Annotated in this window: 22 protein-coding genes; 7 read left to right on the top strand and 15 right to left on the bottom strand. The window is 43.0% G+C overall.

Annotated elements, in window-relative coordinates; translation table 11 throughout:
* Positions 1 to 10 precede the first annotated feature (10 nt).
* The gene (locus tag G3569_RS09790) at positions 11 to 604 is read left to right on the top strand and encodes a riboflavin synthase (RefSeq protein WP_165268598.1); all 594 of its coding nucleotides are present in this window, start codon (positions 11 to 13) and stop codon (positions 602 to 604) included.
* Here the strand turns inward: G3569_RS09790 and G3569_RS09795 are convergent.
* Together G3569_RS09795 and G3569_RS09800 are read right to left on the bottom strand one after the other, a co-directional pair.
* Positions 601 to 3,324 (bottom strand): putative LPS assembly protein LptD, encoded by a 2,724-nt coding sequence (locus tag G3569_RS09795; RefSeq protein WP_165268600.1) that lies wholly within the window; start codon positions 3,322 to 3,324, stop codon positions 601 to 603. The two genes, G3569_RS09790 and G3569_RS09795, sit on opposite strands and share 4 nt — an antisense overlap.
* Positions 3,325 to 3,448: 124 nt before the next feature.
* Positions 3,449 to 3,754, bottom strand: a complete 306-nt coding sequence (locus tag G3569_RS09800; RefSeq protein ID WP_165268602.1) for an FtsB family cell division protein — start codon at positions 3,752 to 3,754, stop codon at positions 3,449 to 3,451.
* Between the two features lie 81 nt (positions 3,755 to 3,835).
* On the opposite strand from G3569_RS09800, the gene G3569_RS09805 reads away from it, so the two are divergent.
* Together G3569_RS09805 and G3569_RS09810 are read left to right on the top strand one after the other, a co-directional pair.
* A complete protein-coding gene (locus G3569_RS09805) occupies positions 3,836 to 5,779 on the top strand; it encodes a phospholipase D-like domain-containing protein (protein ID WP_165268604.1) in 1,944 nt (647 codons plus the stop codon).
* 58 nt (positions 5,780 to 5,837) lie between these two features.
* Positions 5,838 to 6,776 (top strand): bile acid:sodium symporter family protein, encoded by a 939-nt coding sequence (locus G3569_RS09810; RefSeq protein WP_165268606.1) that lies wholly within the window; start codon positions 5,838 to 5,840, stop codon positions 6,774 to 6,776.
* Positions 6,777 to 6,814: 38 nt separating this feature from the next.
* Here G3569_RS09810 and G3569_RS09815 read toward each other — a convergent pair whose 3' ends face one another.
* The 9 genes from G3569_RS09815 to tmpT all read right to left on the bottom strand — a co-directional run bounded on the left by G3569_RS09815 (position 6,815) and on the right by tmpT (position 12,909).
* Entirely contained in the window at positions 6,815 to 7,192 is a 378-nt protein-coding gene (locus tag G3569_RS09815; RefSeq protein ID WP_165268608.1) for a YraN family protein, read from the bottom strand.
* The gene (locus tag G3569_RS09820; RefSeq protein WP_350356556.1) at positions 7,185 to 7,784 is read right to left on the bottom strand and encodes a GbsR/MarR family transcriptional regulator; all 600 of its coding nucleotides are present in this window, start codon (positions 7,782 to 7,784) and stop codon (positions 7,185 to 7,187) included. Before G3569_RS09820 ends, G3569_RS09815 begins: the two co-directional genes overlap by 8 nt.
* A 3-nt stretch (positions 7,785 to 7,787) precedes the next feature.
* Positions 7,788 to 8,090: an FmdB family zinc ribbon protein gene (locus G3569_RS09825; protein WP_165268610.1), complete on the bottom strand. Its 303-nt coding sequence runs from the start codon at positions 8,088 to 8,090 to the stop codon at positions 7,788 to 7,790.
* An 83-nt stretch (positions 8,091 to 8,173) separates the two neighbouring features.
* Entirely contained in the window at positions 8,174 to 9,382 is a 1,209-nt protein-coding gene (locus G3569_RS09830; protein ID WP_240894678.1) for a pyridoxal phosphate-dependent aminotransferase, read from the bottom strand.
* 218 nt (positions 9,383 to 9,600) lie between these two features.
* Complete coding sequence (gene coaD / locus G3569_RS09835) at positions 9,601 to 10,095, bottom strand: pantetheine-phosphate adenylyltransferase (protein ID WP_165268612.1); 495 nt, start codon at positions 10,093 to 10,095, stop codon at positions 9,601 to 9,603.
* A 14-nt stretch (positions 10,096 to 10,109) separates the two neighbouring features.
* Positions 10,110 to 10,664, bottom strand: coding sequence for a 16S rRNA (guanine(966)-N(2))-methyltransferase RsmD (gene rsmD, locus G3569_RS09840; RefSeq protein ID WP_165268614.1), 555 nt, complete (start codon positions 10,662 to 10,664; stop codon positions 10,110 to 10,112).
* Between the two features lie 90 nt (positions 10,665 to 10,754).
* Positions 10,755 to 11,618: a hypothetical protein gene (locus tag G3569_RS09845; protein WP_165268616.1), complete on the bottom strand. Its 864-nt coding sequence runs from the start codon at positions 11,616 to 11,618 to the stop codon at positions 10,755 to 10,757.
* A gap of 6 nt (positions 11,619 to 11,624) precedes the next feature.
* Positions 11,625 to 12,104 carry a hypothetical protein gene (locus G3569_RS09850; protein ID WP_165268618.1) on the bottom strand — a complete coding sequence of 160 codons (480 nt, stop codon included), beginning with the start codon at positions 12,102 to 12,104 and terminating at the stop codon, positions 11,625 to 11,627.
* 145 nt (positions 12,105 to 12,249) lie between these two features.
* Positions 12,250 to 12,909: a thiopurine S-methyltransferase gene (gene tmpT / locus G3569_RS09855; RefSeq protein WP_165268620.1), complete on the bottom strand. Its 660-nt coding sequence runs from the start codon at positions 12,907 to 12,909 to the stop codon at positions 12,250 to 12,252.
* Positions 12,910 to 12,971: 62 nt separating this feature from the next.
* Between tmpT and G3569_RS09860 the strand changes: the two genes are divergently transcribed.
* The 3 genes from G3569_RS09860 (at position 12,972) to G3569_RS09870 (ending at position 15,374) form a co-directional block, all read left to right on the top strand.
* Complete coding sequence (locus tag G3569_RS09860; RefSeq protein WP_165268622.1) at positions 12,972 to 13,463, top strand: MgtC/SapB family protein; 492 nt, start codon at positions 12,972 to 12,974, stop codon at positions 13,461 to 13,463.
* Between the two features lie 18 nt (positions 13,464 to 13,481).
* A complete protein-coding gene (locus G3569_RS09865) occupies positions 13,482 to 14,786 on the top strand; it encodes an MATE family efflux transporter (RefSeq protein ID WP_165268624.1) in 1,305 nt (434 codons plus the stop codon).
* 75 nt (positions 14,787 to 14,861) lie between these two features.
* The gene (locus tag G3569_RS09870; protein WP_165268626.1) at positions 14,862 to 15,374 is read left to right on the top strand and encodes a SixA phosphatase family protein; all 513 of its coding nucleotides are present in this window, start codon (positions 14,862 to 14,864) and stop codon (positions 15,372 to 15,374) included.
* Positions 15,375 to 15,383: 9 nt separating this feature from the next.
* On the opposite strand, the gene G3569_RS09875 is transcribed toward G3569_RS09870, so the two are convergent.
* The 4 genes from G3569_RS09875 to G3569_RS09890 form a co-directional block, all read right to left on the bottom strand.
* Positions 15,384 to 17,117, bottom strand: a complete 1,734-nt coding sequence (locus G3569_RS09875; RefSeq protein WP_165268628.1) for a SulP family inorganic anion transporter — start codon at positions 17,115 to 17,117, stop codon at positions 15,384 to 15,386.
* Positions 17,118 to 17,120: 3 nt separating this feature from the next.
* Positions 17,121 to 17,327 carry a transporter permease gene (locus G3569_RS18925; RefSeq protein WP_165268630.1) on the bottom strand — a complete coding sequence of 69 codons (207 nt, stop codon included), beginning with the start codon at positions 17,325 to 17,327 and terminating at the stop codon, positions 17,121 to 17,123.
* Between the two features lie 304 nt (positions 17,328 to 17,631).
* A complete protein-coding gene (locus G3569_RS09885; protein ID WP_165268632.1) occupies positions 17,632 to 19,410 on the bottom strand; it encodes an SLC13 family permease in 1,779 nt (592 codons plus the stop codon).
* A 46-nt stretch (positions 19,411 to 19,456) separates the two neighbouring features.
* On the bottom strand, positions 19,457 to 21,727 hold the full coding sequence (locus tag G3569_RS09890; protein WP_165268634.1) for a S46 family peptidase: 2,271 nt from the start codon (positions 21,725 to 21,727) through the stop codon (positions 19,457 to 19,459).
* A gap of 123 nt (positions 21,728 to 21,850) precedes the next feature.
* Between G3569_RS09890 and G3569_RS09895 the strand changes: the two genes are divergently transcribed.
* Positions 21,851 to 22,201, top strand: a complete 351-nt coding sequence (locus tag G3569_RS09895; protein ID WP_165268636.1) for a hypothetical protein — start codon at positions 21,851 to 21,853, stop codon at positions 22,199 to 22,201.
* Positions 22,202 to 22,224: the final 23 nt, after the last annotated feature.

Consider the following 22,224-nt stretch of genomic DNA (forward strand, 5'->3'; position numbering starts at 1 on the left):
AGATAACACAATGTTTACAGGAATAATAAAATCAGTTGGTACCGTTGAAAAAGCTATTGACCTTGAAGGTGGAAAGGAGATCACTATTTCTGCTGATTTTGCTGACAAGTTAGAAGTTGACCAAAGTATTAGCATCAATGGGGTATGCCATACCGTAACTGCGTGTAATGAAGCTTCTTTTACAGTACAAAGTGTGGAGGAAACGCTCAGGAAAACGAATATTGGGGATCTTTCAGAAGAATCAATGGTAAATCTGGAGCGTTCACTACGTCCCGATCAGTTGCTGGATGGTCATATTGTACAGGGGCACGTTGATGCTACCGGTACGATAACCAGTATTGAACAAGAGGGCACGGATTGGCTTTTTACGGTTGAGTATCCCCCCAAGCATTCTGGGTTAATCGTAGGTCGCGGCAGTGTTGCTGTAGATGGTATTAGTTTGACAGTTGCCAATGAACAGGGTAATAGTTTCCAGGTCGCTATTATTCCTTACACCTATGAGCATACTAATCTCTACACCAAACAAAGTGGTGATACCGTAAACCTGGAGTTCGATATTCTGGGGAAATATGTGTTGAAGCATCTAGAAAATCGAGAAGACTAAAAACTTCCACCGCCAAATCCACGTGGTGAACGCCCGGTTCCCCGCGATCCCCTTTCAAGGTTGTTGAGGCCCGGTAGCTTCTGAATGATTCCTTGTAATCGACTGGCGTTAATCCGCAGTGAAAAGAAATAATACTTTCTATCGCCAAAAGGATTCATTGTAAAAGAGAGATCCCAGCAGTGAAGCTTTCTGTTTAACGAAAACTGGGAAGGAGTGAGTTCCTTTTGAATGAAGTCATACCCAATTTGGGTGCGAAAATCCCATTTTGGGGTAAGTTTTAAGTTTATGTTTTGGGCATTTATAGTTGCAGTTGTATTGTTTTTGCCTGTAGGATTTAAACGCCAATTATAGCTGAAGTTGATTGAAAAGGAGAAGGGAGATTTAAAATCCTGGACGGGTTGGGTATTAAAGTGCGGATCAACCGGCCGAAAAATACTTTGGTTTAGCGGGTTATAGTTTGCCGGGTAGTGCGGATTTGTGTTGGGTTGAAATCCCCTCTCTCCAAGTTGAACAGAGTAACTGGTGCTAATTCTAAATCGAGTAAGCTCCATAAGCTTGCTTGAGTTCGTTACGAGAAAATCATCAATTTTATTGCCGTCTGAATTTCGCTCATAAAAATTAAAGTTAGCGCTGGCATTAATGTTCATGCCGGGCAAAATTTTTGCCCGGAGGTTAGAGCGTAAATCGGATAGCTTTAGACTATCTGCTGCAAAGTTATAACTTGAGCTAAAATCAAGCTGATCAATAAGGTTAATAACTTCTTCTTTCTTTTCGCCCGTGGAGTCGCGTTTTACAGATTTTGCTTCAAATACATTTCCAAGTCTGAAATTTACCTGGCGCTGTTCTCCTTGTCCCGGTCCACGGAATATTTCATTCTCAAATATTGAATAACGTTCAGTTGGTACAGGGTCTCCGGGTTGGCTGACGGTATCTGTTTGTACGGTACGATAGTAGCCCCACAGGTCGTTGCTAAAGTCAGGCCGATAACTAAGGCTGATCGAGGGTTTCAAGGTATGCCTGAAGCTTTTTAGATTTCCAAGATTAAGGTTCATCAGTCCATAAATTCGAGTAGAAAAGTTTAGGCTGGTATTGAATTCATGCGCACTAGTGAGCCCTCTTACCTGGCGCTCTACAACTTCGACAGAGTCACTGTTAAAAGATTTTCGCGTGGTCGTGGGATACCAATAATCGTTATAGTTTAGATTTAGGCTGGTATTCAAAAAGCGGTTTGGCAGAAGTTGATTCATGCTTATTCCGGCATTCTGTTTGAAGCCAAAGCGATAGTGATCGGTATTTCCTGTAGCTTTACGATATTTGTCAGGATCCTTTAATGCTTCGAACCAATTGTAGCGGGCAGAATCTGCACGTTCGGGACGATACTTGAACTTAGAGTTAAATGTATTGTCATAGTTAACTGATATAGATTCGTACCATTTGTCATCATCCCCGGTCGTCTCTTCATTTTTAAAAGGAGAAAATCTATTTAGGCTGAAGTTTAATTCAGGTCCTGTAATTTTTGTCGTATTATTAGCAAAGTTTTGGTTCTGCCGAATAGATGCATTTAATGAATACACACTTTCCGGATGCCGGTATTTGTAATTGATACTTGAGCTGGCGTCTGTTTCTGCTATTGCTGTAGGATCATTGGAATTAATTTTGTTAAAGTCTTCGGTTCTTAAATGAATGCTTGAATTAAAACTGGCATAGGGAGAAAAGTCTTGATTATGACTCACCTTAATCTCTTTGGAAACCCTACTGCTAAAGTCTGGGTCAGAAGATTCCAGCCCACTATTGTTACGAGAATACCCGATGCGAATATTCCCGCTTAATTTATCACGCACGCGATATCTCACTCGGCTGTCGACGAAAAAATCACCTGATGTAAAGATATCAAAAGAAGCCTGACCGGTTAAGTAGTCATTAAAATATTGAAACCACCCCAGATTTTGCAGCCCAATACCTCGATTTTGCCTGTCCTGGAAGGCATAGGTAGGTTCAAGAATACCCGACTGTTTTTTATCAAATTTACCCGGCAGGTAGCCAAAAGGAAATACAAGCGGATAGGGAATATCCAGAATAAAGAGGCGTGCTTGTTCAAAAAATATTTTTTCGCGTTCTACCACCTTCATTCGCTTGGCTTGGATATAATAGTGAGGATGATCCAGTTGACAGGTTGAATAGATAGCGTCTTCAAGGAATACTACATCTCGCCCGGTGTTCTTTACTTTTGTGCCAATTAAGTTACCGTCTTGTACTTCAACGCGAGCGACCTCAAAACGCCCCTTTTCGGTTTTATAGTTGAAATCAATTTTATTGCTGCGGACGCGGTCGTTTTCACGAATTAATACCGGTTGAGACAGGGTATCTTGCGGAGTTTGAGTAGTGGCACTAACAAGGGAGCTGTCGAGATTCATTGCCACTTTACCAGACTGTAACTCCCCTGAACTATGGACTACCGACGAGGAACCATAAAGCGTTGCTATTCGATTTTCTCTGTTGTTGAAAACCAGTGAATCGCTGGCCTGGAAATTAATCTGCCCCTCTTGTTGAGGGGTTTGAGCACTAGCCCGCTTTGAAGTTCTTGTAGTATCATTCTGGATAGCCTCTTGATTTCTTACAGGCGGTCTTTCGATCTGGGCCACCAGGGGAGAAGCCAGCCCTAATAATAGCAACAGTAACATGCCCGTAAAAAAGGTACTGTATGTAATAAATCTGCTCATGTACGTACTGTTGCTATAACAGAGTTATAAAGATTGTTGGAATATTATTAACAAAAATAAGAGGGCTATAGTATAAGGCAGAACAACTAAGAAGTGAAGAGTAAAGAAGCGGGAATGGGGACAACTAATGTATTTCTTTTATTTTGTAAATATATTCTCCTTCTCTTTTCATACCATACTCTTCACGAGCAATACGTTCTAATAGAAAAGGATCTGTTTTTAGGTCTTTAATTTTTTTCTTGAGAACAACCGTTTCCTTTTTAAGTGTTTCTTTTTTTTGTTGAAGCTCGTTTTTGCGTTGATTTAATTCAATCCGTGTCCAAATGCTGTAGGTATCGATAAAAGTAAACCAAATAAGCAAAAAGCCTCCCAGTATGATAACCAGGAACGATTTGCGCCAACGTAAGGGATTTAAAAGCTGAAGGTTCATTGAGGCAATTGCTTTATGGCATCTTATTGTCGTACATTTCAGTTCAAAAATACTACAATTTATAGACGAAAAACAATTTCGATGATCGCTAAGAAGTTTTTGCTGGTACTTCTGTTCATGGCTGGGCCTCTTTGTAATTCTACCCTTGCTGTACAAGCAGACAGCAGTAGTGTAGAATGGATAAAGGTATATTTTAATATGCCTGCTGATTACTCAGTAGCCCAACCGGGCAATATGAGTAATAGCAACGCTGACCTGATAGGTACATTAGAATCACTTATAGCATCTGCCGAACATAGTGTGGATCTTGCCATTTATGATCTGGAGCATGCTCGTATCGGCCGGGCATTGGCCGAAGCCAAAGAACGAGGTGTGCGAGTACGGGTGGTTACGGATAACTACAATCGTACTGATGCAAAACAGATCGATTCCACCATGTGGGCTATATTGCGTAAGGCAGATATAACTTCTATAGATGATGACGGAGACGTCTACAAGGAAGATGGGGGTATCGTGGATCATTCTCTTACGAACTCGGGGGCCGATATGCACCATAAGTTTGCAGTAATTGATGCTAAAAGTAATACTCCGCAGGATGATATAGTTTGGACCGGATCTACCAACATGACTTACACGGGGGCTTACAACACCAATAATACCATTGTTATAAAAGATAGTGGTATTGCCGAAGCCTATCTTAAAGAGTTTGAGCAGATGTGGGGCGGTACTGATGCCCTGCCCAACCCGGGGCGTGCGTTGTATCACAAAGATAAAAAAGAGGTAAGCGACCATGTTTATTATGTAGATAACACAAAAGTAGAGGTGTATTTTGCGCCCATAAACCGCACTGACACCAAGCCAAGCATCATGAAGCGTCTGGTGGAGGTGATCCGGAAAGAAGCACAACACGATGTCGTTTTTCAAGCCTTTGCAATTACCCCCTCTATTGCATTAAGCAGAACAATTTGGCAGATGTCGGCTACCGGAGAAATAGTGTTAAATGGAGTTATCGATCCGATGTTTTACTATCGCTATAAAAGTAACGGGGATATCTGGGCTTCCCGAGAGGCAAAGCTTTCAAACCGTATGATTTTGCCTGCCAAAGAGATGCGCAAGCTACACCACAAAGTTATGTTGGTCGATTCCAACCACCCTGATTCTTTGGACTCAGCAATAACTATTGCCGGCTCGTATAACTTCTCTAAAAATGCCGAAGTAAATAATGACGAAAATCTGCTGATTATTCATTCAGACCGTATTACCAATCAGTATTACCAAGACTTTCTTGGGGTTGTCAGGCGGGCACAAGGGCAGGCACCTATTCCGGCACCACCGATTGACAGTGAGCGATGGTATAAGGTTAAGGAGGTTAGTGACGGCAGTCAATTTGCTATTGAAGTGGCCCCGGGTTTCGAATACAATGTTCGGTTTTTGGGTGTAAATATGCCACGAATATATGCCGGGAATGATTCATCGGAGTACTATTCGGTTGAGGCCTCGGAATATGTGCGGAATTTTATTTCCGGCAAAAAGGTAAGGCTACAGGGTCCGTCGGGGGAAAGCCCGGAGGCTCGGTTTGGGGCATTTCAAGCGTATGTAACACTTAAAGATAAGGGAACCTCCGTTGCCCTTAATAGACATTTGCTGAGACAAGGCTTTGGCAGGTTCTCTAACTATTTTGCGCAGCACCCCGATTCCGTACGAATGTTCAAAAAGTATGAGCAGAAAGCGGAAAACAGCAAGAAAGGGCTCTGGAAACATCCCGAAAAAATAGGGAAGACATATTTGCGGGCCCAGCTTATGGGTGGGCAGGTTGAGCCATCCGATGCTTTTCCCATCAATATTAATACTGCAGATGAGTCTCTTTTAGATCTGTTACCGGGTATTGGTCCGGCCTATGCCAAGCGAATAGTGGCGTACCGAGAACAACATGGACGCTTTACAGATATTGAACAGTTGCGAAATATTCACGGTATTGGGCCTAAAACAATGCAGAAGCTTCGCCCGAATGTGGTGATAGAGTAATATCGTTTTATAATGACAAGTGTATTTAATAAAAATACCGGTAGATTAAGATATAATTATGGGTGAATCTATTGATACCATTCGGTTGAACTTAGGGGAGGGCGGCTTGCTGGTGATGAATATATCTTTGGCAATCATCATGTTTGGTGTGGCTCTTGAATTATCTGTCAATGATTTTCGCCGCCTGCTGAAAAATCCGAAATCGACATTGGTTGGTCTTTTTTCTCAATTTGTTTTACTGCCGGCCATAACGTTTTCATTGGTACTTTTTTTTGAGCCCCACCCAAGTCTGGCCCTGGGGATGTTTATGGTAGCAGCCTGCCCGGGCGGGAATATTTCCAACTTTTTCTCTTTGTTGGCTAAGGGAAATGCAGCACTTTCGGTGAGCATGACAGCGGTTGTTACTTCTTTGGCTATTATTATGACACCCTTCAACTTTACTATTTGGGCCAGTTTATATGAGCCAACGCATCAAATTATGAGGGATATACATATTAATCTTTGGCAGGTTTTTAAAATAATAGGGTTAATTCTTGGAGCACCGTTGATTTTAGGGATGACGGTGCGGCAATGGCAAGAAGATTTAGCTCAAAAGATATCTAAATGGATAAAGGGCTTTGGGATATTGTTTTTTGCGGGCTTTGTACTCGTAGCTTTTGCCATGAATTTCGAAAACTTTATAAGCTATGTGCATTTAGTGATTATGCTTGTCTTCTTTCATAACGCTTTTGCTCTGACAGGGGGCTATGGTTTGGCCTCAATATTCAGTCTTCCTGAGAAAGATCGCAGGTCAGTGGCTATTGAAACGGGCATTCAAAATTCAGGCTTAGGCTTGTTACTCATCTTCAACTTCTTTGATGGGCTTGGTGGTATGGCTCTGGTAGCAGCTTGGTGGGGTATCTGGCATATCATAACCGGCTTGGGCGTAAGTTGGTATTGGTCAACCGGCAAGCCCGCCATAGAACGCGTTATAGGCAATGCACAGCTTGGCAGCTAAGATGCAGTTGCTTAATAAGCATCTAAAAAAAGTTATTATTACCTGCCTGGTCGAAAAGCATTTTCATAGTGTTTGATATCCGGTGCCTCATTCTCTTGTTGTAGGATGGCAATCACATCAAAACGAACAGGGGATCCGTCCATTTTACGTTCATAGAGCCAGGCTTCGGCCGCTTTGTATACATTCTGGATTTTTTCTTCGTCTACATACTCTTCCGGATCGCCATATCGGTTTGTAGAGCGTTTTTTGACTTCTACAAAAACGATGTGTGAGGTATTGTTATAGGCTACGATATCCACTTCGGCATGCTCAAAGTGGTAGTTGCGTTCGAGAATGGTATAGCCCTTGGATTCCAGGTATGCCGTGGCCAGTTCTTCGCCTTCGTCCCCAATTTCTCGGCTTGTTTTTTTACTCATCACTGTCAGAAGGTGGATTAATCCCGGCTTTGGTTCCGGTAATAGAGTGTTTCATTTCGGCCAGTTTTACCAGGTGCTTCAGAAACTTAAGATTCTTCTTGTTGATATAAGGCAGCAGGGCCTCGGTAAACCGTTCAAACATTTCCAGGAATTCTGTAAAGTTCTCAATGCGTTCCTGGAATGCTTGTTCCTCATCCGAAAGATCCCCCTTTTCCTCCAGCAGGTCGAGCGTGCCGTTAAGATTTTCCCGGATGGGAGCGACCTCACGCTGTTGTCGTTCCCGGATGATAGTGGAAACGATGGTCCAAACATCTTTTTCAGCGGTAAAGTAGTCTTTGCGTTTCCCTTTAAAGTGCACTTTATGGATAAGCTGCCACTGCAAAAGGTTACGCAAATTCATATTGGCATTGCCTCTGCTGATATCCAGCTGATCCATAATAGTGTCGGTGTCGAGGGGATCGGCTTCGGCATAGAGCAGGGCATGAATCTGGGCCATCGTTTTATTAATACCCCAGGCAGATGCCATCTCGCCCCAAAGCAATACAAATTGCTCTAATGCTTCTTCATGTGTTTCGGAGCGAGTTGAATTCACAATTTAACCGGATGTACTTTTTGTTGTGGAAGAAGATTCGGCAGTACCGTTGACAGAACCATTTTTTGATGCCGTACTTTCTCCATTCTTTTTCTTGGCTTCTTTGGCGCGTTTTTCTTTGCGATCGCTGTCCTTATAGTCTGTAACGTACCAGCCGTCACCCTTGTAGACTACGCCACCCCCGCCACTGATAACACGTTTTACTTTTTGACCAGTATCAGGACACTCTTCAAGCGCATCAGCATTAATACTTTGTCGTACTTCAAAAGTTGTTCCGTCTTCTCGTTTGTATTTATACGTAGGCATAAGATTTAAATATTCTTTTGTGGTTTAGCACCTGATACTAGCATAAAATGTGCCAAACTCGTCTATTTGTACAAAATTTCAGTTTAGGACAACTCTTTCAGTCCTTTTTGCAGTCGATTCATTGCTTCTTTGAGATCATCCATCGATGAAGCATAACTCAGGCGAATGCCATTGGGTTCACCAAAGGCATCACCCGGTACAGCTGCCAGGCCGTGTTCTTCAATAAGATACATGCACAAGTCGGTGCTACTGTCTATCGTATTACCCTTAGCAGAGGTACTGCCCAGGTACTGCGATATGTCGGGGAATACGTAGAAAGCCCCTGATGGTTTGAAGCATTTTACCCCCTCTATATCAGCAAGTTCATCAACAATAAAATCGCGACGTTTTTTAAAGGAATCCCGCATCTCGTGAATAGGGTCGAGGCTTCCGGTGTATGCTGCTTCACCTGCTTTTTGAGAGATGCTGGAGGGAGCAGAGGTTTCCTGGCTTTGGATTTTGGCCACAGCATCAACAAACGGTTGGGGCGCAGCAAGGTACCCCAGGCGCCAGCCTGTCATCGCAAAGCCTTTAGAAAAGCCATTAATTAAGACGGTTCGATCTTTCAGTTCCGGAGCTACATTCAGTATGCCTACATGATCACCTTCAAAGACGATATATTCATATATCTCATCCGAAATAATATTGACTTGCGGATATTTGGATAGCACCTCGGCCAGCTCTTTGAGCTCCTGTTCGGTATAGCAGGTGCCGGTAGGGTTCGAGGGAGAACAGAGCATAAAAGCTTTGGTATCTTCCGTAATTGCTTCTTCAAGTTGCTCTGCGGTTATGCGAAAGTTATTTTCAAAGGAGGTACGTACCGTTACCGGTGTAGCTCCGGCCACTTTCACCATTTGGGGATAAGAGACCCAGTATGGGGCAGGAATAATAACTTCATCTCCTTCATCAACCATGGCAAGTATGCTAAAGCCTAAGGCCTGTTTTGCACCATTTGTACAGACGATTTGAGAGGGGGCATAATCTAAGTTGTTGTCGCGCTTTAGCTTGTTAGAAATACTCTCACGCAGTTCCGGGGTGCCGGTGTTCATCGTATAGCCGTGAAATCCATCTTTTATTGCTTTGATGGCATTGTCACAAATATGTTTAGGAGTATTAAAGTCGGGTTCCCCTGCGCTTAGCGATATAATTGATTTTCCTTGTCGTGCAAGTTCTTTTGCTTTGGCAGAAATTTTAAGCGTTTCTGAGGGAGAAACCGATTGGGCGCGCTTTGAGATCATGGTCTTGTTCTTCATTGATGGGTAAAATTATTGCAGAACTGAAAATAGAAAAAAGTGTACTCTAATTCTAAAGCCACTTTGTGATGGTATGTTATATCTTTCTAAGAAATTTTGTGGCTGATCGTCATCGCGTGAGTGTCTCGTTGGTGTGCGATGATACTACCAACTATTTTAGCATAAGCTGGACGTTTGCGCTCATGAGTTACTTTCTTGCTTATAAAAGCAGTTTCAGCTCACTGCTCATTGAACTTTTCTCGTAAAGCTTTGGCTACATGATCAGGCACAAAAGAGGAGAGGTCGCCATCCCAGTAGCCAATCTCTTTGACGAGGGAGGCAGAAATAAAGGTGAGCTGTTCGTTGGGCATCAGAAAAACGGTATCCACATCGGGAGCCAGTCGCCGATTAGTCAGTGCCATACGGAATTCATATTCAAAGTCGGAAACTTGGCGAACACCGCGGACCAAGGTTTGGGCTCCTTTTTCTTTGGCAAAATCGACAAGAAGGCCGGTAAACTGTTGAATTTCTACTCTTTTGGCCCATTCTTCACCATCCAGGCACTCTTCGATGAGCGTCTCCCTTTCATCCCCGGAAAACACCGTTTCCTTTTGTTTATTGACAGCAATAGTAATGATTACCTTATCAAAAAGGTCGGTTGCACGTTCTAAGATATCCAAATGGCCATAGGTGATGGGGTCAAAAGAGCCGGGGTATAGAGCCAACGTTTCCATAAAAAGCGATTTTTTTAGAATTCTATTCCTTCTTCTGCCAGAAAAATACTCACATGAGTGCGTCCGTATTCTTTATAATAGGCACAGTGGGGATGGTCAGTAAAGTTATGACGTTTGTCATGCTCGAGAATCAACCAGCCATTTTCTGCCAGCCACCCATTGGAGGTTATGGCATCAACCATTTCATGCATCATGGGGAAATCATAGGGGGGATCAGAAAATATGATGTCGTAAGGAAGAGGCATGCCTTCCAGAAAACGTTCTACAGGAGTGCTGGCTGTGCGAATTTGATCAGAAATACCGAACTCTTCACTTACTTTTTCTATATGATCGGTATTACGGCGGTCGCTGTCGACAAATAATACTTTTTGGGCACCGCGCGATATGGCTTCAATACCGAGATTACCGGAGCCGGCAAAAAGGTCAAGCACATGGGCACCCCGGATATATTTACGTGCTTCCAATATGGAAAATAATCCCTCTTTGGTTCGTGCAGATGTGGGGCGCACTTTTAATGTTTTGGGGATTGTTATTTGTCGCCCTTTAAGCAGGCCGGTAATAATACGCATACTGGATCACTTTGGTATTGAAAATCATTTAGCTGGTAAGGTAAGAAAAATAATAGTGTCGAGCTTAGTAGATCACAGCTGTGGGGGTTGTTAAGTGTGGTCGAGAGCCAGCATCATAGCCGGATAGGCATTTTCCAGGTTAAACCCATAAGTTTCTTCGTCAGCTTCAATCTGTATCTTGTCGAGCGTATCCATTTTGGTGACTGTACCGGCTTCATCCCAAAAGGGTTTTAGTATTTCTATCGTATGATAAGCTTCTGGGCCATAGACATAAATCTCTTCGTGCAGGCCTTTCATCCAGCTTAACTCTTTGGTTCGCTGTAACCACAGGTAGGGCAGATCATCAATATTATCATATGCAATAAAGGTTGCCCCCCGGAGCTTTCCCAAAATAAATGACGAAACAGAAATACAGTTATTAAAGCAGCATATGTTCATAAAAGAACCGCCCGGATTGGCATGGCGCACCCAGCGAGTGCCAATTTCAAAATCACTAATCAGGTCGGTCGTGGAGGTGTCCGAAGCAAGTTCTTGCATTAAGTGCATCGAATCACTGTTGCGCAGGAGTAGGAATTTGTAGTCCTGATTGCTGAGATTGTACCAGGTAGGGTGAATCTTTTTGCGTTCTACTCCACTCATCAGGATACTGATATGCTTTTCACGCTCGTCAGAATTGTCATAAACAATTTTGGGAACGGTGGTCCAGCATTCTTGGGTGGGAAAGGATAGAACACGAAGGCGCTGAATATCGTATTCTTTTTTAAGCTGGGTAACGGTTTCTTTAATGCCCCGAAAATGCTGCTCGGTATTCCCGAGCAGCGTCTCGGTTACATCAATATTGAAGTCATAAGATCCTATCCGGGCAAGTTTTTGTGGTTCGGAGGGGTCGTTAACGGCATAATACAACCGTTTACCAAAAAAGCAGAGCCCTAGACTAGGATATTGATCCTTCATGCAAAATTATTCCCAGTTGCCAGAATTAAGCCTGGTCGTTTTTTCAAGAGACCCAATTTTATCGTCGGTTGCCGGATCTTTCAATAAGTAAATCTGAGGACGAAGTGTGTCGTTCAGGGTATATTCAAATCTAGGATGCGGTGGACGTGGAGAATAAATCAGGGAATCGGGATTATAGGATTCGTTGGGTCGTAAAGGTTTGAGCAGGGAATCTCCTTTAGCGATCATTGCAGAATCCGTTTTCAGAAACTGAACCAATGAGTCGAGCCCACCCTCTGTTGGAGGAAAATCACCTTTGGTACGTTCGTATTGGATGAGTGCTTCACGAACATTGCCCATCTGGTGGCGAACACGTTCTGTCATTTGTTCGCGCTCAATAACTTCTTGGTAAGGGCCTACAATAGATTGGTACAGCCAATATGCCAGGCCGATAATAATGATACCCAGTACAATACTTAACAGTTGATTACGCTTTTGTACATCCATGTGCCGGTAAATGTGTAATTATAGTGTTTTGCGAAAATATGACTTTGAAAATACATTCCGACTTGTTGATATGCAACTAGATCTGCAAAATGCTGCTATCAGTGTCATATTCTAATTTTTTGCTAAAAGTGTAAAAAGAGGGCCTCTATGGAGGTGTTAGCAAAAAAATCTTTTCTGTGAGGTATGAAGACAGACCACGCTGTTGAAATTTCTTTAATTCTTTAAACTTAGGCTGTTCGTGCAGAAGGTTCAGTGAAAAGCTGTTACCAAAGAGTTTGCGAATCTCTTTTTCTTTTACTGAAAAAGGAGGACCGTTCATTTCCCCTTGTTCATATTCGAAGGTTTGGAGTAGAATCTGAGTTTCGGGATTACACAGTTCCAGTACTTTTTGTGCATACTCTTTGCGCATTGCCGGGGGTAAGGCAACGATCGCTGCCTTGTCATAAATAATGGCAGGGGATTCAATCTGTTGAGAGGGGAGCTTTAAAAAATCTCCTTGCCATAATCTTAGTCGGTCAGTGGTATAAATAGTAAAGCCGTGGCTCTGTTCTTTGGTAAATTCCCCAGAGTATTTTTCTTTGAGCTCGTTTATCGCTTTTGTTGAGGTCTCAATACCTGTTACAGCGTGTCCCTGTTCCAAAAACCACCCCATATCTCTGCTTTTTCCACAAAGCGGAACAAGAACCCGAGAATTTTTGTCAATAGATAAATGGGACCAAAGCTTGGGCAACGGTGGATATACCGTCTCCATGTGCCAGCCGGTATTATCTTTTTTCCAGCGACTCTGCCAATAGCTTAATTCCATAATTGGTGAATTCGTAATAATATTAGTCTTACATAGTAACAAGATAATAAAAGAAGAGTGGCATGGATGTTAACTTTGTTTTAATACCGACAGCCAAAGTCATATTTGCAATGTTTCTTGGTGGGCTAATGGGATTAGAGCGGGAACTGGCAAGAAAACCGGCGGGTTTGCGGACACATATGCTTGTTGCAGGGGCTTCTTCATTGCTGGTAGTGCTGGGCGATATCATGATTATTAACTATAGCACTGGTTCGGTAGTTGATGCTATACAGGCTGACCCCATTCGTATTATGGAGGCTATCATTACCGGAATTAGTTTTTTGGGGGCCGGAACTATTATTTTTAGAAATCAGGAAGAAACGGTTGAGGGGCTTACGACCGCGGCCTCTATTCTGTACGCAGCAGCTATTGGAATTACCGTTGCTTTACAACAGTATCTGTTAGCCGGGGTGCTTACCGTTATAGCAATCGTAATTCTGTTTGGATTGGGTTATATTGAGCGCTTTGTAAAAAGGCTGAGAAAACGCCTCTACGATGATAACCCCAAAGACTAAAGTTCATATCTCGATTCGTTGAACCGGAAAATCCTGAACCTGGCGATCCCCAACATCATCAGTAACCTTTCTGTACCTCTATTGGGTGCGGTAGATACCGCCTTGGTAGGGCATCTGGATGAAGCCTATTACCTGGGAGCCATTGCTGTAGGCAGCATGATCTTCAATTTTATCTTCTGGGGATTCGGTTTTTTACGGATGGGTACAACCGGACTTACCGCACAGGCTTTTGGAGAGCAAGAGAAAACCGACAGTATTATGACGCTGGCTCGTGCCCTCACTGTTGCAGGTGTTTTTGGGATATTAATTGTGTTGCTGCAGGCTTGGATTGCTGATTTTAGCTTTTGGGTTGTTGAGGCATCTCCCGAAGTAGAACGGTACACCCGGATCTATTTTGAGATACGAATCTTTACCGCTCCGGCAACGCTCTGTCTTTATGCGATCAATGGTTGGTTTCTGGGGATGCAGAACGCACGCTACCCGATGATCGTAACGATATTTCTGAATGCTTTGAACATTGCACTGGATGTATTCTTTGTCTATAGCATGAATATGAATGTAGATGGTGTGGCAATGGGTACCCTGATAGCACGTTATGCCGGCCTCACGCTTGCCGTTATACTGCTGCTTTATAAATACCGGGATTGGTTTAAAGGGTATGTGCACGAGCTGCTGATGGAAGTAAAAGCTATGAAGAAATTCTTTTCCGTCAACCGTGATATTTTTATTCGCACGCTCTGCCTCATCTTCACATTTTCCTTTTTTACCGCCAAGTCGGCGGAATTCGGGAATGTTGTGTTGGCAGCAAATTCAATTTTGCTCCAGCTCTGGATGATGGTTTCTTATGGGATTGATGGTTTTGCTTATGCCGCGGAAAGTCTTATTGGGCGTTATACCGGTTCAGGTCAGCAAAAGCGGATAAACCTGGCAGTAAAATACTGTTTTATATGGGGAACGGGCATCGGGGTGCTTGCGTCGGCAGTGTATGCTATTTTCGATACCCAAATCTTATGGCTCTTTACCGATCAAAAAGATGTGATTGATACTGCGATGGTTTATTTTCTTTGGACGATTGCAGGTCCCGTTGTAAGTAGTTTCTCTTATATCTGGGATGGCGTTTTTATTGGAGCTACTGCTACCGGCCCTATGCGTGATTCCATGATTGTAGCTACGTTGATTGTGTTTTTGCCGGCTTATGCTATTGGCGTTTTGTATTTAGGGAACCACGCCCTTTGGTTAGCAATGACATTGTTTATGTTAGCAAGAGGAGCAACACTCACATTTTTTGCACCTAAACATATTTTAAAGGCAAATGCTGTGTAGTAAATGAAACTACAAGAGGATAGATAGCTGGCTGCTTAAATGCCTACAGCAAATGCTATAACACAAACTGTTTCTATGAAAACGATAATGCTTTTAAGACATGCAGAGTCATCTCACGCTGGGCCCGGTGTTAAAGATTTTGACCGCTCACTGGCTGAAAAAGGTCAGCAAGATGCGCCACGGCTGGGAACGTTTATCAGGCAGGCCAACACAATGCCCGGTTATATAGAAAGTTCACCGGCAAAACGTGCCCGACAGACTACCGAGTTGCTCATAGATACGGCAGGTATTGATTCAGCAAAAGTTCATTGGAACAAAGATTTATACTACGGCGGTGCCCGCGACTATTTGAGTGTTATTCAACATGCCCCGGAGGAGATTGATCATATTTTATTGATAGGGCATAATCCTTTATTAGAAGAAACAGTATCGATTTTTTGTAATGGGGAAGGGCGGTACACGGCGCGTATGCCGACGGGGGCATTGGTTTGCATAGAGCATCCGGCTATTAAATGGGAGCAGGTAAAGGCGGGAACTGCTCGTTTCCAGTGGATGATGATTCCCAAAATCCTAAATAACCTGAGTTAAATTACAAGTTTAGCCGGTTACATCTTTGTAGTCATCCAGGCGTGACTTTTCATCTTTTTTGTCCATCTTTTTTAAGATATGCGATACTGCTTCATGCGGATCTCTAAAATAGTGATCTTCTCCCAGGTATTCGCGCAGTCCGGATTTGTTGACAACATCCCGCACCGGTCCTTTGAGGCCGGAGATATATAGTTCAATATCCCAGTTCTTTAGCGTGCCCACCATCGCTTTGATCTGCTCAACCGCGGTAGTATCGAGTAAGTTGATGGTGCTTCCGTCGATAATTACATAATGCGTTGATTTATTCCGTTCCCGACTTTTTTCAATGATATAATCCCTGAAAAAGTCAGCGTTTACAAAAGAGAAAGAGGCATCTACCCGTAAGATCATCAAACCGTCTATCGGTTTTGCTTCGGGGTGTCGTTCCAGGTTTTTGAATAGACGGGTACCAGGTAAAATACCAAGTTCAGCTACATTGGGGCGGCTGTATTTATAGAGCATATGGATCATAGAAGCAACAACGCCGAGTAGAATACCCTCTTGTATTCCAATTAGCAATGTGCAGACAGCTGTAAAGATAGCGATAAGACCTTCGCTTCGTTTGGTAGTGTAAAGGAACTTAAATTCTGAAATGTCAATGAGGTTGAGAGCCGATACAATAATAATTGCTGCCAGTATGGGCATGGGCAGGTAATAGAAGATAGGAGTGAGCAGCAGTAGCGTTGCTATTATTACTGCCGAAGTGATAACATTTGCCAGTGGTGTTTTAACATTGGCTTGATCTGATGCCGCTGAACGTGAAAAGCTGCCGGATACGGGGATGGATTTGAATAAGCTTCCGAAGAAGTTGGAAGCACCGATTGCTATCAGTTCATGATTAGCATCAATGATATAATTATTTCTTTTGGCAAATGTTTGTCCCAGTGATGCTACGCTCATAAATTGTACAAGCGCAAGAGTAAGGGCTGTGGGGAGCAGCTCCCTCATATTATTAAAATTTATTTCCGGTAAGGCAAAAGAAGGTAACCCCATGGGAATATCTCCTACCAGTTGAATACCTACATTCCCAGCACTTATGCCCCAAGAGATGATAATACTGCCGCCCAAAATAAGGACGGAGGCCGGAAATATTGGCTTTATATGCTTTATAGTAGCTAGCAAGATTATAGCAACACCTCCCCAAAGAAAAGTCTGCAAGTGAATTTGGTCAATATTCCTGAGAACCTCTTCGATAATAACAATCACATATTGTGTTTGGGGGAGTTCAATCCCCAGCAGGTTATTGAGCTGACTGGCAGCAATAATAAGGGGAGCTGCTAAGGTAAAGCCGGCAATAACCGGGCGGGAGAAAATATTGAACACGGCCCCCAGGCGCATCGATCCCATCAGCAGTTGCAGCCCTCCGGCCATCATCGTAAGCAATATGGTAAGGGTGATATAACGCTCGGTATTGGGTTCGGCAAGCAAAGAAACCCCGGCAGCAACAATTAGCATATCGATAGCAACAGGCCCAATAGAAAGGGTTTTCGAGGTGCCAAGAAGGGGATAGATCAGTAATGGGATTACCCCGGCGTAAAGCCCATAGATAGGTGGAACGCCTGCAATAACGGCATAAGCCATTCCTTGGGGGATGAACATGACCCCGGTGGTAAGGCCTGCCGTAAGATCGCCACGAAACTTTTGGTTGTTATACTCAGGCAACCATCCTGAAATCCTAAACGTTTTTTTGAGCCATTCATTCATATACTAAAAAGGCCAAAATATCGGAATAAAGATTGTCGCTAGTATCCAGAAGATAATATTCAAAGGTAATTCAACATTAGTGAAGTCACTAAAGTTATATTGCCCTGCCCCGTAAGTCAAGGTATTTGTTTGGTATCCAAAGGGCGTAATAAAACTGAGTGATGCTGCAAAGGTCACGGCAAATAAAAAGGGATACGGATCCACATTCATGGCATTAGTCGATTTTATGGCACCCGCAGTTAAATTTTGACTAAATACTTGCTGGTAGTTTAATAATTATTTGAGTCTGTTCCCGTTTCTGAATTATGTATCGGGAGGTGTTTGTGTATTATCACTTTTAAAATAGATGGCCCTACAGAGCATTCTGTTGTAGCAGAAGATAAGTTTGTTGGAAATGGTCAAGTCCAAGAGGATCAAGGTAATTGAAGTCATTGGCAATGGTTCTAAGATAATTCAACTTGTTTGTATTAAGCAGTACAACAGTCTGGGAATAATTGTTATTCAATTGTGAAGCTTATAAAGGCCAGATAAGAGGGATAAATATGGTAGCCAAGATCCAAAAAAGTAGATTTAAGGGTAGCCCTACCTTGGTAAAGTCTGTGAACTCATATTGTCCTGATCCATAAACCAGTGTATTCGCATGGTGCCCAAAGGGAGTGATGAAAGTTAAACATGCAGCATAGCTAACGGCAAGTACCATTGGTTCTGCATTTACCCCTATTTGATTGGCTACCTCAAAGGCAATGGGCGCCAATAGTGCTACCGATGCATTTGTAGAGATGATGGCTGTTATCATCATGGTAAATAGGTAAAATCCTGATAGTACAGCAATGGGGCCAAAGTCGTAGAGCATAGTAATCATAGAATCGGCTATAAGCCCGGCAGCACCGGTTTTATCCATTGCAGTACCCAGCGGAAGCACTCCCACCAGCAGCATGATAACTTTCCAGTTAACAGCGGTATAGGCCTCTTCAGTTGTAATACAGCCGGTTAGTATCATCATGATAACCCCGGCCGGGGCACTAACCATGATAGGTATTAAGTCGAAAGCTGCCACGCCCACTACAGCTGCCAATATCCCCACGGCGGTATACGTTTTATCGGTGCGGGGACGCATGATGTCAACTTCCGAGGAGATTACAAATGAGGGATCGTTACTTATTTCGTGAACTCGTTCGGTACTCATGCTAAGTAGTAAGGTGTCGCCCCCAGCCAGACTAATGTTACTGAGCTCTTCTTGTTTTAATTCTCCGTGGTGACGAATGGCCAGGGGTACGGCCCCAAAACGTTCGTAAAAGTTAATATCACTCAACTTTCTTCCATGTAATGTTGATTCCGGTGCTACCGCTGCTTCAACTAGAGCATCTCGTCCATGCTTTAGATCAATGTCTACCCACTCTTTGCTGGGAATAAGTGCAAGATCCTCACGTCGTAAAAGCTTGTCAATTTCGGAGGCACTACCTCGTATCCGCAAGATGTCTCCGGCCTCTATTTTTGTTTCTGTACGTTGAGCGGAAGCATCACTTTTAGTTTTGAATATTCGGAGTACATCGAGGTCGAGCTCCTCAGTAAGTCCTCCTTCATCCAAATATTTGCCGATTAAGTTTGACTCTTCTTTGACTTTGAGATCAGTAAGGTAGCCCTGCATTTTAAAATCGGCAGTTAAGTCTTCATCTTTTCGGCGCGGTGGAATTAGGTCTACACCAATCAAATACATATAGATAAAGCCGGCACTCAGGAAAATGAGCGCCATGGGCATAAAATCGAACATGGCAAATCCCTGCCCCCCTCTGTCTTGAACAATAGAGCTAACTAATAAGTTAGTTGAGGTGCCGATCAGGGTGTGGGTTCCTCCCATAATGCCTGCAAAGGCCAGGGGCATTAGCAGTTTGGATGCGCTGACCCCAATTCTGGCAGCAATATCAATAACGACAGGGATAAATATCATAATTACTGCCGTATTGTTCATAAATGAAGAGGCAAAACTTACAAACAATAGCATCACAAAAAGCCAGAGCCAGAAGTTACGCTTCATCTTTTCACAAAAGAAGTTTCCGGCTTTATTAAGTAGCCCGGTTCTCCGTAACCCTTCGCTGATGACAAACATTGCAGCAATAGTTATAGTGGCAGGATTGCTGACGCCGGCAAATCCCTCTTGAGGGGTAAGTATTCCAGAAGCCAAAAGACAGACCAGTAGTATTAAGGCAGCTACATCAAATGATACGTAGTCGGTTGCGAAAAGAAATAATGCAAGTCCAAGCAGGGCAAATACGAAAATAATTTCGAATGACATGCTTTACTGTCACTTTAATGTATGGGTATTTAAAGTTTTACTGATTCTATTTATGGGTCGTGCTTTTCTGAATTGTTGAGCTTATTTGTATTTCTTTTAACAAACGATCGTCCCCAGAAATTTCTTTTAGAAGAAAGAGGATATATCTGATGTCTACATTAATTGCTCGTTTGAATTTTCGGTTATAATGATAGTCGCCAATTACCCCTTTGGGGTTGCTGCCGATGGCCAGCCCCACAATTTCTCCATCTTTATTTAGCACAGGACTGCCCGAGTTACCCCCGGTTATATCATTACTGGTTAAAAAATTAATGACCGGCGAATCAACAGAATCAGCATAGGTGGATAATTGGATATATTTATTTAGAGCTGCTGATTTGGTGCTGTTAGCAGCGAGTTCACTGGGAGTTGTAAATGGGTTGTGGTATGTTCCTTCGGTATTTTTATAGCCGGTAACATGTCCAGTGCTGAGTCTAAGCGTTGAGTTTGCGTCAGGGTAAGACAAGGTGTCGTTTTTAAAGGCCAGCATTCCCTCGGCATACCGGCGTTGGGCGGGTCGCAGGTAGGGGACATGTTGCAAATAGTTTTTTCGACTAAACTGGTAGGTTTCAAACATTTTTTTGTAGAGTTCTACCATGGGATCAGCAGGGGTGGCCCGGGCACTGTCGATAGGGAGATCGACAAACTTTTTGGCTTTTGTAAGATCAAATATAAACGATTGTTGTTCCAGAGAATCTACATAGTTTGTGATTTCTTGTTTAAGATCTTGCTTTTCGGCCCCGCCGAATAGGCGTATAAGATAGAACATTACTTTACCATCGGGCAGTGTAGCCTGTGAATACAGCATTTCAGAGAGCATCAACTTTTGTGCTTCGATATTGATATTCTCTAATACCTTTTTATGCTGAGTGATGAGGTTCTTTTTTTGTTTTTGTGTTAGATCTGTATTGGCAGAATCGCCCCTGTGGCGACGGTATGCGTTATAAAATCCCGCTATTTTAAGCAGTTTGTTATTATTTATGGCTTGTACTAATCCGTATAATAAATCACCTGATTGAGAGGCGATGTCATAAGCCTGGTCGAGCTGTTTAAGCACCCTCCGGTATCGTAGAAATCGCAGAGAATCTTTTCGTGCCCACATTTCGAAATCCTTTTCCAGAGTGCGTTTTTTTTCGATAATATTATGCTTTTCAAACCCGTGCTGTACGTCTCGGTAGTATGCGAGTACGTTAGCTATTGACGCGCGCCTGGATGTATTCTTAATAGCGGTTCCGGAATCTTGCTCGTCCGCATATTGCAGGCTTTTGAGTATGGCTCGATAAGAGTCGAGGAGAACCGGATTTCGATGATTTTTATAGAACTCAAAAGAAAAGCTGCTTTCGTTCCTATATGTTTGCCCCGGAAATCCTAAGGTCATGGTAAAATCATCAGCAGCAACCCCAGAAGTATCAATTGGAAGGTGAGTGGCAGGCTGGAAGGGGATGTTTGCGTCATCATATGAGCTGCCTTGTCCATTGGTGTCTACATAGGCTCGTAAAAAAGCATAGTCTCCACCGTGAGTGGGCCAGCTCCAGGCCAGGGGTGCGTTGGTGTATTCCGCTACTGCTTTGGGGGGCAGATGCACAAGACGCACGTCTTGAATTACTTTATATACCGACATGAATTGGCGATTCCCCGACCAAAAATCGTTAATCTCTACAATGAGATCGTCGGTACTGTCCTTGCGTTGGGCAATGAGCCTTTTCTTTATAGATTGTGTTTGTTGCTGTTGTTCATAATAGGTTAGAGTGTCAGGAAGCTGGGACTGGATCTGGTGGGTTACTTCTTTCTGTTCAATCGGAATATACAGGGTATAGTTTTCCAGGGGGAGTTCAGAATCCATAGCGTCAGCATAGAATCCGGTTTTTGGATAATTGTTTTTAATGATGCTTGCCGAAGTTTTGCCATCGTATGCAATGCGGTGATTGGTGAGGATAAGCCCTTTAGGCGATACAAAGGCTCCGGTGCCACTGCTGCTGCCATTGATATTTATACGCACAATACCTTGGTTCAACGATGCTTTTTCAGGATGATACAGCGTAGACTTTGCCAGCTTAAGCCCTTTATTTTTCAATGCTTTGTACAGGATGCCATCAATTTGGGGCAATAGCCACATTCCCTGATCATTGGGGACTATTCTGTTTTCTGGGGTGCCATTTAATTGTTCTGGAGCCATTGTCTGTTGTGCAGAAGAAGAGGTAGCACACCCGGATAACACAGATGCCGTAATGATAAACAAGGGAAGAAAGAGTTGGTATATATATCCTTTAAAGTGCATGCTGAATTATATAATTAGATGCTTATATTTGATCGCGAAGTTTTAAGAAGGTGCGAAGATTTTTTCTTACATTAAAGCGATATAACTTTTGAAAGCATTATAAAAGATTAAGGTTGTTCGAATATGAAATATGAGCACAAGTTTTTCTATCTCTGCAAAATACCTCTAAGCGCAGAAGGCCCCAAAGATGTTGAGGTTATTGATCGCGCTGAGCAAACGTCAGAATTTCCCAAACTCTTTGAAGAATATGAAGAGTTGCGTTCTCATGCGTTTAATGAGGACAAGTTATACAGTGTTATTCGTGCAGATGATGTTTTTGAGCTGCTGCGTACAGGCACAAAAAAACAGGCTAAGGAGTTGGCTTTTGAAAATGCACAGCAAGAAATTGTAACCAACCTGCAGCACAAAGTAATGCAAGGTGATGATAAAGAAGCGAAAGCGATTCTTAAAGAGGTACACGATATAGACGCCTAAATTACAGGCAATCTCTATCTTTA

Source organism: Fodinibius halophilus, from assembly GCF_011059105.1.
In the GTDB taxonomy this organism is placed as follows: Bacteria; Bacteroidota; Rhodothermia; order Balneolales; family Balneolaceae; genus Fodinibius; species Fodinibius halophilus.

What these genes read in the sequence shown, in the direction of transcription:
- G3569_RS09810 (WP_165268606.1), top strand. Translation starts at nt 5,838, where the DNA reads ATGGGTGAATCTATTGATACCATTCGGTTGAACTTAGGGGAGGGCGGC.
- coaD (WP_165268612.1), bottom strand. Translation starts at nt 10,095, where the DNA reads ATGGAAACGTTGGCTCTATACCCCGGCTCTTTTGACCCCATCACCTAT.
- G3569_RS09825 (WP_165268610.1), bottom strand. Translation starts at nt 8,090, where the DNA reads ATGCCTACGTATAAATACAAACGAGAAGACGGAACAACTTTTGAAGTA.
- G3569_RS09860 (WP_165268622.1), top strand. Translation starts at nt 12,972, where the DNA reads ATGGATGTTAACTTTGTTTTAATACCGACAGCCAAAGTCATATTTGCA.
- G3569_RS09805 (WP_165268604.1), top strand. Translation starts at nt 3,836, where the DNA reads ATGATCGCTAAGAAGTTTTTGCTGGTACTTCTGTTCATGGCTGGGCCT.
- G3569_RS09850 (WP_165268618.1), bottom strand. Translation starts at nt 12,104, where the DNA reads ATGGATGTACAAAAGCGTAATCAACTGTTAAGTATTGTACTGGGTATC.
- G3569_RS09875 (WP_165268628.1), bottom strand. Translation starts at nt 17,117, where the DNA reads ATGAATGAATGGCTCAAAAAAACGTTTAGGATTTCAGGATGGTTGCCT.
- G3569_RS09845 (WP_165268616.1), bottom strand. Translation starts at nt 11,618, where the DNA reads ATGAAGGATCAATATCCTAGTCTAGGGCTCTGCTTTTTTGGTAAACGG.
- rsmD (WP_165268614.1), bottom strand. Translation starts at nt 10,664, where the DNA reads ATGCGTATTATTACCGGCCTGCTTAAAGGGCGACAAATAACAATCCCC.
- G3569_RS09895 (WP_165268636.1), top strand. Translation starts at nt 21,851, where the DNA reads ATGAAATATGAGCACAAGTTTTTCTATCTCTGCAAAATACCTCTAAGC.
- G3569_RS09870 (WP_165268626.1), top strand. Translation starts at nt 14,862, where the DNA reads ATGAAAACGATAATGCTTTTAAGACATGCAGAGTCATCTCACGCTGGG.
- G3569_RS09885 (WP_165268632.1), bottom strand. Translation starts at nt 19,410, where the DNA reads ATGTCATTCGAAATTATTTTCGTATTTGCCCTGCTTGGACTTGCATTA.
- G3569_RS09830 (WP_240894678.1), bottom strand. Translation starts at nt 9,382, where the DNA reads ATGAAGAACAAGACCATGATCTCAAAGCGCGCCCAATCGGTTTCTCCC.
- tmpT (WP_165268620.1), bottom strand. Translation starts at nt 12,909, where the DNA reads ATGGAATTAAGCTATTGGCAGAGTCGCTGGAAAAAAGATAATACCGGC.
- G3569_RS09815 (WP_165268608.1), bottom strand. Translation starts at nt 7,192, where the DNA reads ATGAGTAAAAAAACAAGCCGAGAAATTGGGGACGAAGGCGAAGAACTG.
- G3569_RS18925 (WP_165268630.1), bottom strand. Translation starts at nt 17,327, where the DNA reads ATGAATGTGGATCCGTATCCCTTTTTATTTGCCGTGACCTTTGCAGCA.
- G3569_RS09790 (WP_165268598.1), top strand. Translation starts at nt 11, where the DNA reads ATGTTTACAGGAATAATAAAATCAGTTGGTACCGTTGAAAAAGCTATT.
- G3569_RS09890 (WP_165268634.1), bottom strand. Translation starts at nt 21,727, where the DNA reads ATGCACTTTAAAGGATATATATACCAACTCTTTCTTCCCTTGTTTATC.
- G3569_RS09800 (WP_165268602.1), bottom strand. Translation starts at nt 3,754, where the DNA reads ATGAACCTTCAGCTTTTAAATCCCTTACGTTGGCGCAAATCGTTCCTG.
- G3569_RS09795 (WP_165268600.1), bottom strand. Translation starts at nt 3,324, where the DNA reads ATGAGCAGATTTATTACATACAGTACCTTTTTTACGGGCATGTTACTG.